13 protein-coding genes, 1 tRNA gene and 1 other RNA gene are annotated in these 14,012 nt (G+C 70.8%); 5 read left to right on the top strand and 10 right to left on the bottom strand.

Going from position 1 to position 14,012, the window contains the following annotated elements; all coding sequences use genetic code 11:
* The first annotated feature begins 79 nt into the window (after nucleotides 1–79).
* Nucleotides 80–739 carry a DUF2075 domain-containing protein gene (locus NP095_RS05410; protein WP_232417012.1) on the top strand — a complete coding sequence of 220 codons (660 nt, stop codon included), beginning with the start codon at nucleotides 80–82 and terminating at the stop codon, nucleotides 737–739.
* Here the strand turns inward: NP095_RS05410 and rnpB are convergent.
* Nucleotides 733–1,113: RNase P RNA component class A (gene rnpB, locus NP095_RS05405), an RNA gene on the bottom strand. The two genes, NP095_RS05410 and rnpB, sit on opposite strands and share 7 nt — an antisense overlap.
* 233 nt (nucleotides 1,114–1,346) lie before the next feature.
* Between rnpB and NP095_RS05400 the strand changes: the two genes are divergently transcribed.
* Together NP095_RS05400 and NP095_RS05395 are read left to right on the top strand one after the other, a co-directional pair.
* Nucleotides 1,347–1,907, top strand: coding sequence for a TMEM165/GDT1 family protein (locus tag NP095_RS05400; RefSeq protein ID WP_232417013.1), 561 nt, complete (start codon nucleotides 1,347–1,349; stop codon nucleotides 1,905–1,907).
* 15 nt (nucleotides 1,908–1,922) lie between these two features.
* The gene (locus NP095_RS05395) at nucleotides 1,923–2,666 is read left to right on the top strand and encodes a YaaA family protein (protein ID WP_232417014.1); all 744 of its coding nucleotides are present in this window, start codon (nucleotides 1,923–1,925) and stop codon (nucleotides 2,664–2,666) included.
* Nucleotides 2,667–2,808: 142 nt separating this feature from the next.
* Here the strand turns inward: NP095_RS05395 and NP095_RS05390 are convergent, their stop codons facing one another.
* The 6 genes from NP095_RS05390 to NP095_RS05365 are packed head-to-tail and all read right to left on the bottom strand — an operon-like array spanning nucleotide 2,809 to nucleotide 9,235.
* Nucleotides 2,809–3,981, bottom strand: coding sequence for a bifunctional RNase H/acid phosphatase (locus NP095_RS05390; RefSeq protein ID WP_232417015.1), 1,173 nt, complete (start codon nucleotides 3,979–3,981; stop codon nucleotides 2,809–2,811).
* On the bottom strand, nucleotides 3,981–4,724 hold the full coding sequence (locus NP095_RS05385) for a zinc ribbon domain-containing protein (RefSeq protein WP_232417016.1): 744 nt from the start codon (nucleotides 4,722–4,724) through the stop codon (nucleotides 3,981–3,983). Before NP095_RS05385 ends, NP095_RS05390 begins: the two co-directional genes overlap by 1 nt.
* Nucleotides 4,725–4,734: 10 nt before the next feature.
* The gene (locus NP095_RS05380) at nucleotides 4,735–5,859 is read right to left on the bottom strand and encodes a Nif3-like dinuclear metal center hexameric protein (RefSeq protein ID WP_232417017.1); all 1,125 of its coding nucleotides are present in this window, start codon (nucleotides 5,857–5,859) and stop codon (nucleotides 4,735–4,737) included.
* Nucleotides 5,860–5,884: 25 nt separating this feature from the next.
* Nucleotides 5,885–6,745: a murein hydrolase activator EnvC family protein gene (locus NP095_RS05375; protein WP_232417426.1), complete on the bottom strand. Its 861-nt coding sequence runs from the start codon at nucleotides 6,743–6,745 to the stop codon at nucleotides 5,885–5,887.
* Between the two features lie 13 nt (nucleotides 6,746–6,758).
* Nucleotides 6,759–8,864, bottom strand: a complete 2,106-nt coding sequence (locus NP095_RS05370) for a RecQ family ATP-dependent DNA helicase (protein WP_232417018.1) — start codon at nucleotides 8,862–8,864, stop codon at nucleotides 6,759–6,761.
* A gap of 47 nt (nucleotides 8,865–8,911) precedes the next feature.
* Nucleotides 8,912–9,235 carry a TfoX/Sxy family protein gene (locus tag NP095_RS05365; protein ID WP_232417019.1) on the bottom strand — a complete coding sequence of 108 codons (324 nt, stop codon included), beginning with the start codon at nucleotides 9,233–9,235 and terminating at the stop codon, nucleotides 8,912–8,914.
* 142 nt (nucleotides 9,236–9,377) lie between these two features.
* Between NP095_RS05365 and NP095_RS05360 the strand changes: the two genes are divergently transcribed.
* On the top strand, nucleotides 9,378–9,992 hold the full coding sequence (locus tag NP095_RS05360; protein WP_232417020.1) for an NAD(P)-dependent oxidoreductase: 615 nt from the start codon (nucleotides 9,378–9,380) through the stop codon (nucleotides 9,990–9,992).
* 15 nt (nucleotides 9,993–10,007) lie between these two features.
* Here NP095_RS05360 and NP095_RS05355 read toward each other — a convergent pair.
* The 3 genes from NP095_RS05355 to NP095_RS05345 form a co-directional block, all read right to left on the bottom strand.
* Nucleotides 10,008–10,081 (bottom strand) — tRNA-Val (locus NP095_RS05355).
* A gap of 169 nt (nucleotides 10,082–10,250) precedes the next feature.
* A complete protein-coding gene (locus NP095_RS05350) occupies nucleotides 10,251–10,718 on the bottom strand; it encodes a peroxiredoxin (protein ID WP_232417021.1) in 468 nt (155 codons plus the stop codon).
* A 2-nt stretch (nucleotides 10,719–10,720) separates the two neighbouring features.
* Nucleotides 10,721–11,107 carry a DUF3052 domain-containing protein gene (locus tag NP095_RS05345; RefSeq protein WP_232417022.1) on the bottom strand — a complete coding sequence of 129 codons (387 nt, stop codon included), beginning with the start codon at nucleotides 11,105–11,107 and terminating at the stop codon, nucleotides 10,721–10,723.
* Nucleotides 11,108–11,224: 117 nt separating this feature from the next.
* Here NP095_RS05345 and aceE point away from each other — a divergent pair, with 117 nt between their 5' ends.
* The gene (gene aceE, locus NP095_RS05340) at nucleotides 11,225–13,984 is read left to right on the top strand and encodes a pyruvate dehydrogenase (acetyl-transferring), homodimeric type (RefSeq protein WP_232417023.1); all 2,760 of its coding nucleotides are present in this window, start codon (nucleotides 11,225–11,227) and stop codon (nucleotides 13,982–13,984) included.
* The last annotated feature ends 28 nt before the right edge of the window (nucleotides 13,985–14,012 follow it).

Below are 14,012 nucleotides of genomic sequence, written 5' to 3'. Positions count from 1 at the left end.
AGGCGGGGCTCCTCGAGCGGCTCGTCGACAACGCACGGCGGGCCCAGCACGGCGCGTCCATCGCCGCGCGCAGGACGACGTGGACCTCATCGCCGAGATCCTGACCGGGCGCCTGCCCACCTCGTTCGACGTGAACGCCGCGGCCGACGAGCGCGCGGAGACAGCCGACCGGCTGACGCAGGAGCAGGCGACCATCCTCGGCGTCACGCGGTTGCTGACGCGCGTCGAGGTGCGCGGCGGTGCCGGAAGCGGCAAGACCGTCCTCGCCCTGCAGCAGGCCAAGCAACTGAGCAACGGGCGCGACGAACTCGTCGGCACCTTCCACGACTTCGGTCGCCAGTGGGGCGCGCCGGACGGCGATCGCACCGACAGTGACTTCTGGGAGCGACGGCTGCCCGCCCTGATGACCGAGCTCGCCGACGGTCTGCCGGATGGGCGGAAGCACGACGCGATCATCGTGGACGAGGCGCGGGACTTCGCTGACGACTGGTGGCAGCCGGTGCTCACGGCGCTGCGCGACGAGGACCGCGGAGGACTGTGCGTCTACTCGGACGAGTACCAGCGGATCTTCGCGCGCTTCGGTCGACCGCCGGTGCAGCTCGCTCCGCTCGCGCTGGACCACAACCTGCGCAACACGCAGCAGATCCACGAGGCGTTCGGGCCGCTCGCGCCGTCGCGCATGTACTCCCGTGGCGCCGTGGACGCCCTGCTGCCCCGGGAAACCGAAGGGTGCGAATGAGTCGGCCTGTAAGCCGGATTCTGTCCTGCCGAAGCAGGGGCGGCCATCCATCTGGGATGCCCATTGCTGGACACCTCGGTGCGACCCACCTGCCACGTCGGACGAGCAGCCCTGCGGCACGGCCCCGCGAACGGGGCTCACTTGGTCTTGCTCCCGGTGGGGTTTACCTAGCCACGACGGTCACCCGCCGTGCTGGTGAGCTCTTACCTCACCGTTTCACCCTTACCCGCACCACCCGGAGGTGGCCGCTGGCGGTCTGTTCTCTGTGGCACTGTCCCGCACGTCGCCGTGGGTGGCTGTTAACCACCACCGTGCTCTGTGGAGTCCGGACTTTCCTCGACGCCCGAAGACGCCGCGACCGCCCGGCCGACTCATTCGCGCCCCCATCCTATGCCGACGCACCGGTCCTTCCCCCGGCCCGGTACGCTGGAGGCATCGAAAGGGAGTAGTCCCCAATCGCTGTGTCGACACACTGAGGCCTCGGTCTCCGGTGCAGCGGGCCAGGCAACTGGCGGACGAGACTTTCGGCCGGATTCGTGTACGACGAGCCCGGTCGAGGCTCGTCGCGAAACATGGCTCCTCGTCCGGGTGGACGAGGAGTTTTTTGATGGAAGCCGTCTTCATCGCGGCAGCGCTGGTGTTCGTCGCCGAGCTGGGTGACAAGAGCCAGCTGATGGCGATGACCTTCGCGACCCGCTTTCGCGCGCGCACCGTGATCCTCGGCATGGGCATCGCCTGCGCGATCATCAACCTCGCCTCGGCGCTGGTCGGCGAGGCGCTGGGCTCCTTCATCCCCGAGCACGTCCTGCAGATCGTCGCCGGTGTCGTGTTCCTCGTGTTCGCCGCGATCACGGCGTGGTCGCTGCGCGGGAGCGAGGACGAGGAGGAGATCGCCGTCGTCCCGCACAGCCGGCGTGCCCTCATCACGGTCGGCCTGGCCTTCACGCTGGCCGAGCTCGGCGACAAGACGATGTTCGCCACCATGACCCTGGCCACCCAGTACTCGTGGGTCTGGGTCTGGATCGGCAGCACCGCGGGCATGCTGCTGTCGATCATCCTGGCGGTCCTGCTGGGCAAGCAGATCCTCAAGGTCCTGCCGGTCCGGGCCGTGCACGCCGTCGCGGCCGTCCTGTTCGCGGCCCTCGGCATCTGGCTCCTGCTCGGCTGACATAAAGTCGCCGACGTGCTGATCGTCCTCCCCCCGTCCGAAGGCAAGACCCGACCGCAGGCCGGTCCCCCGCTGGATCTCGCGGCGCTCTCGTCGCCCCGGCTGACGCGCACTCGCGAGCAGCTGCTGAACGCCCTCGTGCGGCTCAGCACGACCAAGCGCGCCGCCGAGGTGCTCGGCCTCGGCCCGCAGCAGGCCGACGACATCGTCCGCAACGCGCGGCTGCGCGAGGAGCCCACGGCCCCGGCGATCGAGGTCTACACCGGCGTCCTCTACGGCGAGCTGGACTGGTCCGGACTCGACGAGGACGCCCGCGAGCGAGGCCGCTCGAGCCTCGCGATCGCCTCGGCGCTGTTCGGGCTGGTGCGTCCCCACGACCTCATCCCGGCCTACCGGATGAGCGGCTCGGTCACGCTGCCGCGCCTGGGCACCGTCGCCTCGCGCTGGAAGCCGGTCCTGCCGGCCGCGCTGGTCGATCTGGCCGACGGCGAGCTGGTCCTGGACCTGCGGTCGGGGACCTACGTCGCGCTCGGTCAGGCGCCCGCCGGATCGGTGACGATGCGCGTGTTGACCGAGAAGGACGGCAAGCGCTCGATCGTGAGCCACAGCAACAAGGCCACGAAGGGGCGCATCGTGCGCCGGCTGCTCACCGAGGGCGTCGAGGCGAAGGACGCGGAGTCGCTCGCCGACGCCCTGCGCGACCTCGGCTGGACCGTCGAGGCCTCGGGCCCCGCGCGGCTGGACGTCGTCCTGCGCTGAAGCGCCCGACCCGACTCCTCGTCCGCCCCGCCCAGCCCAGCCCCCCACTTTTGGAATCGGATCCACGTCAAACGGTCCGATTGAGGTGGATCCAGTTCCAAATGTGGGGGTGGGTGGGGTGGGGTGAGCTGAGCTCTCGAGCTCAGGGAATGACGGAGAAGTTGCGCAGGCTCGGGGTGCCGTCGGGCCACCACGCGATCGTCGTGATCGAGGCCGGCGACAGCTCCATCCGGTGGATGACGTTCATGTCGGCGCCGAGCGCGAGCCGCACCATGAGCTTGATCGGCGTCACGTGGCTGACCACGACGACCGTCCGGCCGCTGTGGGTCTTCAGCAGCCGGTCGCGTGCCGCCTCGACTCGCTTGGCCACGGCGTCGAAGGACTCGCCGCCGGGCGGCGGGACGGCCGTCGACGACAGCCAGGCGTCCAGGTCGGCGGGCCAGCGCTTCATGATCTCGGCGAACGAGAAGCCGTCCCAGTCGCCGAAGCCGGCCTCGGCGAAGCCCTCTTCGATCTTGACGGGCAGGCGCAGCCGATCGGCCACGGCGCCGGCCGTCTGACGGGTGCGCAGCAACGGCGAGGCGACGATCGCGTCGGCTCCGCCGTGCGCGGCGATCCAGTCCGCCGCACGACGCGCCTGCTGGACGCCCTCGTCGACCAGGGGCGGGTCCTCTCCCCCGGTGCCGCTGAACAGCTTGCGCTGCGTGTGGGCGGTGACGCCGTGCCGCAGCAGGATGACGGTGGTGGGATCGCCGTGCAGCGAGCCGCGCCAGCCCACCAGTGGGTTCTTGCCCTGCGCCTCGACGGGCGCGTCGGCGCGCGGCTCGGTGAACAGCGACGGCGGCTCCGGCGGCTCGTCGGCCAGCTGCACCGGACCGGTCGCGTCGAACGACGAGACGAGGCCCGGGCGACCGGCCTTCTGCTCGTCGAGCGCGGCGTTGGCCAGGGCGTCGGCGCGGGCGTTCTGGGCGCGGGGCACCCACGTCCAGGTGACCCGCCCGAGATCGCGGACGATCTCGCGGGCGCGCGCGGCCAGCGGAATCATGTCCGGGTGCTTGATCTTCCAGCGGCCCGCCATCTGCTCGATGACCAGCTTGGAGTCCATGCGCATCTCGAGCGGCTCGCCGGGCGCGTGCTCGCGGGCCAGCTCCAGCGCGGCGATCAGGCCGCGGTACTCGGCGACGTTGTTCGTGGCGCGACCGATGGTCTCGCCGCGGTCGGCCACCAGCACGCCGTCGCGCAGCAGCGCGGCGCCGTACGAGGCCGGACCGGGGTTGCCGCGAGATCCTCCGTCAGCCTCGGCGGTCCAACCCATCAGACGCCGGACTCGGGCGTGCGCACCAGGATGCGGCTGCACTCCGGGCACCGCAGGACCGTGTCGGCGGGCTCGGCGGCGAGCTCGCGCAGATCGGCCCCGTTGATCTCGATGTGGCAGCCGGTGCAGCGGCGTGCGCGCAGCTCGGCCGCGCCCAGCCCGCTGTGGCTCCCGGCGACCTTCTCGTAGAGCGCCAGCAGGTCGGCGGGCACACGCGGCAGCACGAGCTTGCGCGCCGCGACGAGCTGAGCGGCCTCGGCGTCGAACGTGGCGACCTTCTCGTCGCGCGCGGCGACGAGGACCTCACGGGTGGCGTTCTCCTGTGCGAGCGCGGCCTCGGCCTCGGACAGCTCGGCCTGGGCGGTCTCGAGCTGCTCCATGATCTCGAGCTCCTCGTCCTCGAGCGTGGCGATGCGCCGCGCGAGGGCCTCGAGCTCGCTCTGGAGGCTGGACAGGTCCTTGGGGTTCGTGATGGCCCCGGACGAGAGCCGGTCCTCGTCGCGCGTGCGACGGGTCTTGACCAGCTCGACCTCGGTATCGGCCTTCGCCGCGGCGCGCGTGAGGTCCGAGACGCGGGTCTGGACCTCGATGCGGCGGGCGTCGAGCTCGCGGATCCGACCGTCGGCCGCGGCGATCTCGGCGTGCTCGGGCAGGGACTTGCGGCGGTGGGTCAACTGCGCCAGCGCCGAGTCCTTGCCCTGCAGGTCCAACAGTGCCTGCTGGGCGACCGGTTCAGCCTTCACGTGCAACTCCTCATGACAGCGTCCGGCTCCACGGATCGGTGACGATCGTGGAGACGTGGGTCTTCACCGTATCGCCCAAGGCCTCACGGACCGCCGCCGCCACGGTCGGCAGCCAGGTCCACTCGGCGGCCCAGTGCGGCACGTCGACGACGGCACAGGCGCCCGGCCGCTCGAGGTGCTCGCTGACCGGATGGTGGCGCAGGTCGGAGGTGACGTAGACGTCGGCGCCTGCCGCGCCGGCGGTGCCGAGCAGGAAGTCGCCCGATCCCCCGCACAGCGCGACTGTCTCGACGGTCCGGTCGAGGTCGCCGGCGATGCGGGTGGCGCCGGCGTGCGACGGCAGCGCCGATCGGACGTGCTCGGCGAACGCGCCCAGGGTCATGGGCTCGGCGAGACGACCGATGCGGCCCGTCCCGCGCTCGCTCGGCCGGGCGGCCAGCGGCCACAGATCGTAGGCCACCTCCTCGTAGGGGTGCGCCGCCAGCAGCGCGGCACGGACCTGCTCGCGGACAGACCCGTCGGCCACGAGCTCGAGGCGGGTCTCGTCGACCCACTCGACCTCGCCGACCGATCCGATCGCGGGAGCGGCGCCGTCCAGCGGGCGGAACGAGCCGCGCCCGTCGCTACGGAACTGGGCCTGGTCGTAGTCGCCAATCCGTCCCGCGCCGGCGTCGTGCATCGCGGCGACCACGCGGTCTGCGTCGGCGCGCGGGACGAAGACGACCCACTTGTCCAGCGGCGCCTGCGCGTCGGTCTCGAGAGGGCGCACATCCGTCAGTCCCAGAGCGAACGCCATCGACTCGCTGACGCCCAGCGGAGCGCAGTCGGCGTTGGTGTGGCACGTGTGCAGCCCGATCCCGTGGGAGATCAGGGTGTGGATGACACGCCCCTTCGGGGTCGTCGCGGCGACGGACGTCGTTCCCTTGAGGTAGAGCGGGTGGTGCGTGACCACCAGCTGGGCGCCGCGCTCGACCGCCTCGTCGACGACCGCCTGGACCGGGTCGACGGCGAACAGGATCGAGGTGACCTCCGCGTCGGGGTCTCCGGCGACGGTGCCGACGGCGTCCCAGTCATCGGCCCATCGGGGGTCGTAGAGGCCGTCGAGGACGGCGATCACGTCACGCAGCGCAGGCATGGGCCGAGTCTGTCACGTCGCTCGATCAGGCCTCGAAGACCTGGAAGTTCGCCGGCAGGCCCGGCTCGATGTCGGTCGCGGGTGGCTTCTTGTCCCAGCCGTGATCAACCGCCCCGGGCGTCTGGGTGAGCCCGTCGAACCGCATCGGCAGTCCGGCCGCCCGCAGCGGCTGCGCCCGATCCATGAGCTGGAAGTGCAGGTGCGGCTCCGACGTGTTGCCGGAGTTGCCGACCGTCCCGACCACTTCGCCGGCCGCCACCTGGTCCCCCACCCCGACGGCCGCGGTGCCGCGTCGGACGTGGGCGTAGAGCGAGTGGACGCCATCGCCGTGGTCGATCACGACGTGGTTGCCGATGACGGCGCCGGGGCCGCCCAGGTCTCGGACGCCGTCGATCACCATCATGTACGCGAACGCCAGCCACGAGGTGCGAGAGAGATGGTCGCGCCGGCCGTCGAGCACCCGCACCACCGTGCCGTCGGCGACCGCCAGGATCGGCTCGCCGAACGAGCTGAACCGCTCGGGTCGCTCGAAGCCGCCGAGCAGCGGGTACGACGGCTTCGTGCCTTCGGGTCGGGGATGGATGATGTCGACGGCGTGCGACTGCCCGTAGGCGCGGACGCCGTGGCTGGGCACGGCGCTGGCGGGGCTGTGCACGACGGTCCACCGGCCTCGCACCGGACTGGCGACGTGCACCGGGTCGCGATCGTCCTGATGGGGCGGCCGCACGAGCGCCAACGCGAAGAACAGCAGGGTGAACGGTCCCGCGACGGCGTAGGGCACCGACGGCAGCAACCCCGACACCACCGCCGCCAGGAACCCCCAGGCCCAGACCGGGAACAGACCGCTGACCGCTCGGCGCCTCCGGCCGGAGTCGCGGCTCGACATCCGCGACACGCGCTCAGCCGACACTGGCCAGCGCGAAGGGCAGGACGCCGGGCGCGCCGGCTCGGCGCAGCTCGCGGGCCGCGACGGTGATCGTCCACCGGCTGTCGACCAGGTCGTCGACCAGCAGAACCGGCCCGTTCAGACCAGCCAACGCGGCAGCCAGCTCGGGACCGACCGAGAACCGTCCCCACACCGAGGCGAGACGGAAGGCGCTGTTGCCGCCGGTCTCGGCGCGCGGGATGTGCGGGTCGAGGTCGAGCGTGCCGAGCAGCGGCATCCGGCCCAGTCGCGAGATCGTCTCGGCCGTGGAGCGCACCAGGGTCGGTCGCGTGACCGAGGGCATCGCCACGACCGCGACGGGTCGCTGGTCCCACGGCCAGTCCCGCAGCGCCCGCACGACGGCGCCGACCAACGGCTCGGGGATCTCGCGGTCGGGCGCCCCTGCGGCGAACAGCTCTCGCAACGTGCCGCCCCAGCCCAAGTCGGTCAGTCGGGCGACCACGCGCCCGGTCTCGGCGCGCTCGTCCGGCGCGATCCGGCCCTTGACGTCGACGCCGCGGCGATCGGCACCCGTGGGCCACTGGCCCCGGGGCTCGATCGGCACGCCGACCCGGTCGAGTGCCTCGGTGGCACGGCCGACGGTGGCCTCGGGGACGTCCGTCGGATAGAACGGCGCCGCGCAGACGTCGCACCGGCCGCAGGGCGCGGCCGAGGGGTCGTCGAGGTCCTGTTGCAGCAACTGCATCCGGCACGTCTCGCCCCGCTCGTACGTCAGCATCGCCTGCTGTTCGTGCTCACGGGCCGCCGCGATGCGCTCGTACCTCTCGGCGTCGTACGTCCAGGGCCGGCCGGTGGCGACCCATCCCCCGCGCACCTTGCGGACGGCGCCGTCGACGTCGAGCACCTTGAGCAGCAGCTCCAGCTGGGTGCGCTTGACGTCGACGAGCGCCTCGAGGGCCGGGGTGGAGATCGGCTCGGAGCCCAGCTGGTCGATGACGCGAGCCGCGCGCTCGGGATCGGGCATCGACGCCGTGGCGAAGTACCGCCAGATGTCGCGATCCTCCGGCCCGGGCAGCAGCAGCACGTCGGCGCGCTCGGTGGCGCGGCCGGCACGGCCCACCTGTTGGTAATAGGCCACGGGCGACGACGGCGCACCGAGGTGGATCACGAACCCCAGGTCGGGCTTGTCGAAGCCCATCCCCAGGGCGCTCGTGGCGACGAGCGCCTTGACTCGGTTCTCCTTCAGCGCCTGCTCCAGCTCCTCGCGCTCGGAAGGGTCCGTGCGGCCGGTGTACGCCCGCACCTCGAAGCCCGCCTCGCGCAGCAGCCGCGCCGTGTCCTCGGCCGCCGAGACGGTGAGCGCGTAGATGATCCCGCTGCCGTCGAGGTCACCCAGGTGAGCGACGAGCCAGCCCAGCCGCTGCTTGGCGGTGGGCAGCGTCAGGCAACCCAGCCGCAGCGAGTCACGTGCCAGCGAGCCGCGCAGGGTCAGGACGTCGCCGCCGAGCTGCTCGGCCACGTCGGCCACGACGCGGGCGTTGGCCGTGGCGGTGGTCGCCAGGACCGGCACGTGCGGCCCCAGCGACTCGATGACGTGGGCCAGCCGGCGGTAGTCGGGCCGGAAGTCGTGGCCCCAGTCGGAGATGCAGTGCGCCTCGTCGACGACGAGCAGGCCCATCTGCTCGAGCAGTCGCGGCAGCTGCCGCTCGCGGAACGTCGGGTTGTTGAGCCGCTCGGGTGAGACCAGCAGCACGTCGATCGTGTCGGCGGCCAGCCGGGCCTCGATGTCGTCCCACTCCTCGACCGTGGCCGAGTTGATGGCGGCGGCCCGCACGCCGGCGCGCTCGGCGGCGGCGACCTGGTCGCGCATCAGGGCCAGCAAGGGAGACACCAGGACCGTCGGGCCGGCACCGCGAGCACGCAGCAGCGCGGTGGCCACGAAGTACACCGCGGACTTGCCCCAGCCGGTGCGCTGGACGACGAGCGCACGGCGCTGGTCGTCGACCAGCGCCGCGATCGCCTCGAGCTGGCCCTCGTGGAACTGGGCGTCGGGTCGTCCCGTCAGCGCCCGGAGTCGTTCGAGGGCGGCATCGGCGGTGGTGGTGGCGATCGACGTCATGCACCGATCGTGTCAGGCGGCTCCGACAGCCGCGCGCACCCGCTGCGTCAGTCGGGTCGCGCGGCGACCCCGACGCCCACCCAGAAGGCCAGGTCGTCCTCGCCCGCCAGGCCGACCGGGTCGACCTGGAGCCAGCGCTCCCCCATCTCTCGGCCGTTCTTCATCACGGCCGGCTTCGCACCGGGTCGTGCCGCAAGCTCGTCCCGGCGCGTCGGGTCGATGCGCACCAGGAGGTCTCCATCACTGCCGGCCGACACGGCGAGCGCACCGTCGACCATGAAGGACAGGCCGCCGAACATCGAGACCTCGCGAGTCCGCCGGTCGGCGAGCGCGCGACGGATGCGGCGCACGAGCATCTCCTGCGGCGACATCTCCCCAGCCTACGAAGGCGGGACGAAGGACTCGAGCCCTCGACCTCCCGCCATGGCCGTGCCACAGGAGCTCTGCCGCAACCCGGGGCCAGCACTGGCCGTGCTCGCGGCCTAGCCTGAACGCATCGCGAGAAGGAGCACCATGAAGATCACCATCATCGGCGGTTCGCAGGGGACAGGTGCCGAGCTGGCCCGGCTCGCCTCGGCAGCAGGTCACGAGGTGACCGTCCTGTCACGCAGCGGTTCAGCGCCCGCCGGCGCCCGCTCGATCACCGGCAGCGCCACTGATCCGGCCAGCGCCGCTGCCGCGGTGACCGGCGCCGACGCCGTCGTCGTCACCGTCGGTGGTGCCAAGGGGGTTCGCCACCAACGAGCCGCTGTCACCGCCGAGATCGTCACCGCGATGAAGCAGGCCGGAGTACGGCGCCTGGTGGTCCAGTCGTCGCTCGGTGCCGGCGACTCCGCCCGCCAGCTGCCCGGCGTGCTGCGCTGGATCACCCCGCTCCTGCTCGCCGGCCCCCTGGCTGACCACAACGCCCAGGAGGCGGCCGTCATGAACTCAGGCCTGGACTGGACGATCGTGCGGCCGACCGGCCTCACCCGCAAGCCCTCCACCGGAGCATGGACCGCTCTCGAGGTCGGCCAGCCGGGAACCCTGCGCGGCACGATCACGCGCGCCGATCTGGCGGCCTATCTGCTCCAGGTCGTGCAGGACCCGTCGACCATCGGTGCCGCCATCGGGATCAGCAACAGCTGATCGTGGCGAAGTGGGTGGGCGAAGAGGGGCTCGAACCCCCGACCTTCCGGGTGTAAACCGGATGCTCTGACCAACTGAGCTATTCGCCCGAACGCAGGTGAACGTTAGCGCACCGGACTGCGCACAGGCCCCCGGAGACAGAAAGGCCGCGCCGCCGGGGTCTCGGGTCCCCGGCGGCGCGGTAGCACCATCAAACCAGATCCATATGGTCAATGTGAGTTATTTCCACCCGATCTGACCTGAAAATCTGCTGTGTTGTCAGCGGAGTGACTCAAGTGCCTCACGGTACGCGGCGAGATCGCGCGCCTCGCCCAGTCCGTTCTCGATCTTCCAGCGAACGATGCCCTCGCGGTCGATCACGTAGGTTCCGCGCGCCGCGGCGCCGGGACCCTCTTGGAAGATCCCGTACGCCTTGGCGACCTCTCCGTGGGGCCAGAAGTCGCTCAGCATGCTGAACTCGTAGCCGTCCTGGTCCGACCACGCGCGCAGCGCGAACATCGGATCACACGAGATCGCCAGGACCTCGGCGTCGGCGTCGTTGAAGACGGAGAGGTTGTCGCGGATCTCACACAGCTCGCCGGTGCAGATGCCGCTGAAGGCGAACGGGTAGAAGACGACGACCACGTTGCGCCCGCGCAGACCCGAGAGCGAGACGTCCTCGCCGTGCTGGTTCTTGAGGGTGAAGTCCGGCGCCGGGGCGCCGACCTCGACCAGCGATTCGCTCACGGTCACCGCTTCTGCGTGGACAGCTTGGTGGCGACCCAGTTCGGGCCCACGGCCGACGTGGTCGTGATCGAGAGACCCGCGATCGGGGCAGCCTCGCCGATGTCGGCGCCGGAGACGTGACCGTCCAGCCCGACCTTCGGGGTCAAGAGCCACACGGAGCCGCCCTCCGCGACGTCCTGCGTCGCGTCGACCAGCGCATCGGTCAGGTCACCATCGTCCTCACGCCACCACAGGATCACTCCGTCGACGACCTCGCCGACGTCACCGTCGACCATTTCGCTTCCGGTGTGTGACTCGACCGCCGAGCGAAGCTCGTCGTCGACGTCCTCGTCCCAGCCGAGCTCCTGGATGACGGAGTCAGGTTCGAAGCCCAGCTTCGCCGCGTCCACCGCACCTCCTTCTCCCCTGCTTCTCGACAGGGTGTATCGGTTGCTTGCCGGACTCACACTAGCGAACTCCGGGTGGTTTGATGGAAGGGTCCATCCCGACACCCCAGGGAGTGCACCATGGCCTCATCCGGCCCCGACCGTCCGATCATCCACGGGGGCATGCCGACCCAGCTGCCCGACGTGGATTCCGAAGAGACGCAGGACTGGCTCCGTTCGCTCGATCAAATGGTCGACGAGCGCGGCCGGGACCGCGCCCGCTACGTCATGTTGCGGATGCTCGAGCGCGCCCGTGAGCGCGCCGTCGGCATGCCCGCGCTGCGCAGCACCGACTTCATCAACACCATCCCCCCCGAGCGTGAGCCCGACTTCCCCGGCGACGAGGAGATCGAGCGACACATCCGCTCCTACATCCGTTGGAACGCCGCGGTCATGGTCTCGCGGGCCAACCGCGCCGGACTGGGCGTCGGTGGGCACATCGCCACCTACCAGTCGGCCGCCAGCCTCTACGAGGTCGGCTTCAACCACTTCTTCCGTGGCAAGGACCACCCCGGTGGCGGCGACCAGATCTTCTACCAGGGCCACGCGGCCCCCGGCATCTACGCCCGCTCGTTCCTCGAGGGACGCTTCGACGAGGACCGCCTGAACAACTTCCGCCAGGAGCACTCGCAGGGCGCCGGCAAGGGCCTGCCCTCGTACCCGCACCCGCGGCTGATGCCCGACTACTGGGAGTTCCCGACGGTCTCGATGGGACTCGCGGCGATCAACTCGATCTACCAGGCCCGGTTCAACCGCTACCTGCAGCACCGTGGCATCAAGGACACCAGCGAGCAGCACGTCTGGACGTTCCTGGGCGACGGCGAGATGGGCGAGCCCGAGTCGCTCGGCGCGATCAGCGTCGCCGGCCGCGAGCAGCTCGACAACCTCACGTTCGTCGTGAACTGCAACCTGCAGCAGCTCGACGGCCCGGTGCGCGGCAACGGCAAGATCATCCAGGAGCTGGAGTCGATCTTCCTCGGCGCGGGCTGGAACGTCATCAAGGTCGTGTGGGGCCGCGAGTGGGACGACCTGCTCGCCCGTGACACGACCGGCGCGCTGGTCAACCAGATGAACCGCGTCCCCGACGGCGAGTTCCAGAACCTGTCGATCGCCGACGGCGCGTACAACCGCGAGAACTTCTTCGGCCCCGACCCGGAGCTGCGCAAGATCGTCGAGCACCTCTCGGACGAGCAGATCGAGAAGCTGCCGCGCGGTGGTCACGACTACCGCAAGGTCTACGCGGCGTTCGACTCGGCGCTCAAGCACAAGGGCCAGCCGACCGTGATCCTGGCGCACACAGTCAAGGGCTGGCTCCTCGAGTCGCTCATGGCGCGCAACGCGACGCACCAGATGAAGAAGCTGACGACGGACGACCTGAAGAACTTCCGTGACCGGCTGCACATCCCGATCACGGACGAGCAGATCGACTCGCCCGACGGCGCGCCGTACTACCACCCCGGCAAGGACCACGAGCACATCAAGTACATGCTCGAGCGCCGTCGCCAGCTCGGCGGCCCGCTGCCGTCGCGCATCGTCAAGGCCAAGCCCCCGACGCTGCCGGCGGAGGACGCCTACGCGGACCTGCGCAAGGGCTCGGGCAAGCAGCAGATCGCCTCGACGATGGCGTTCGTGCGGTTGCTGCGCGAGCTGATGAAGGACAAGAACATCGGCTCGCGCATCGTGCCGATCGCACCGGACGAGTACCGCACGTTCGGCATGGACTCGATGTTCCCGTCGGCCAAGATCTACAGCCCGCACGGCCAGATGTACGAGTCGGTCGACCGCAAGCTGCTGCTGGCCTACAAGGAGAGCCAGCAGGGCCAGCTGCTGCACGAGGGCATCAGCGAGGCCGGCGCCATGGCGTCGGCGACCGCGGCGGGCAGCGCCTACGCCACCCACGGCGAGCACATGATCCCGGTGTACCTCTTCTACTCGATGTTCGGGTTCCAGCGCACCGGCGACTCGATCTGGGCGATGGCCGACCAGATGGCCCGCGGCTTCCTGATCGGAGCCACGGCCGGTCGCACGACCCTCACGGGCGAGGGCCTGCAGCACGCGGACGGCCACTCGCCGCTGCTGGCGCGCACGAACCCCGCGATCGTCCACTACGACCCCGCGTTCTCGTTCGAGATCGCGCACATCGTGCAGGACGGCATGCGGCGCATGTACGGCGACGAGCCCAACCCGCAGGGCGGCACGGGCGAGAACGTCATCTACTACATGACGGTCTACAACGAGCCGCTGAACCAGCCGGCCGAGCCCGAGGGCGTCGACGTCGACGGGATCCTCAAGGGCGCCTACCGGTACGCCGCCTCGCCCATCGAGGACGATGCGCCGACGCGGATCCTCGCGTCCGGTGTCTCGGTGCCGTGGGCACTGCAGGCGCAGCAGATGCTCGCCGAGGAGTACGGCGTGGCGGCCGAGGTCTGGTCCGTCACCTCGTGGAACGAGCTCGCTCGCGAGGCCGAGGAGGTCGAGCGCTGGAACTTCAACCACCTCGACCAGGAGCCGAAGACGCCGTGGATCACCACGAAGCTCCAGGACGGTGGTCCGACGGTCGCGGTGAGCGACTACATGCGGGCCGTGCCCGACCAGATCGCTCGCTGGGTCCCCGGCGCGTGGATGTCCCTGGGCGCCGACGGGTTCGGCTTCGCCGACACCCGCGCGGGCGCACGGCGCTACTTCCAGATCGACGCCGAGTCCATCGTCGTGGCGGTGCTGGCGTCGCTGGGCCGTGCGGGTCGCGTGGACCTGAAGGTCGCTCGCGAGGCGTTCGAGTCCCTGCGGATCGACGATCCGACTGCCGCCAGCGGCGGAAACCAGGACGGCGGCGGGGCCTGAGTTCGGTCGACCGGCCGCCTCACCGGCG

The organism is Aeromicrobium duanguangcaii (assembly GCF_024508295.1).
Taxonomy (GTDB): Bacteria; Actinomycetota; Actinomycetes; order Propionibacteriales; family Nocardioidaceae; genus Aeromicrobium; species Aeromicrobium duanguangcaii.
This window is presented reverse-complemented; position numbering and strand designations above follow the sequence as displayed.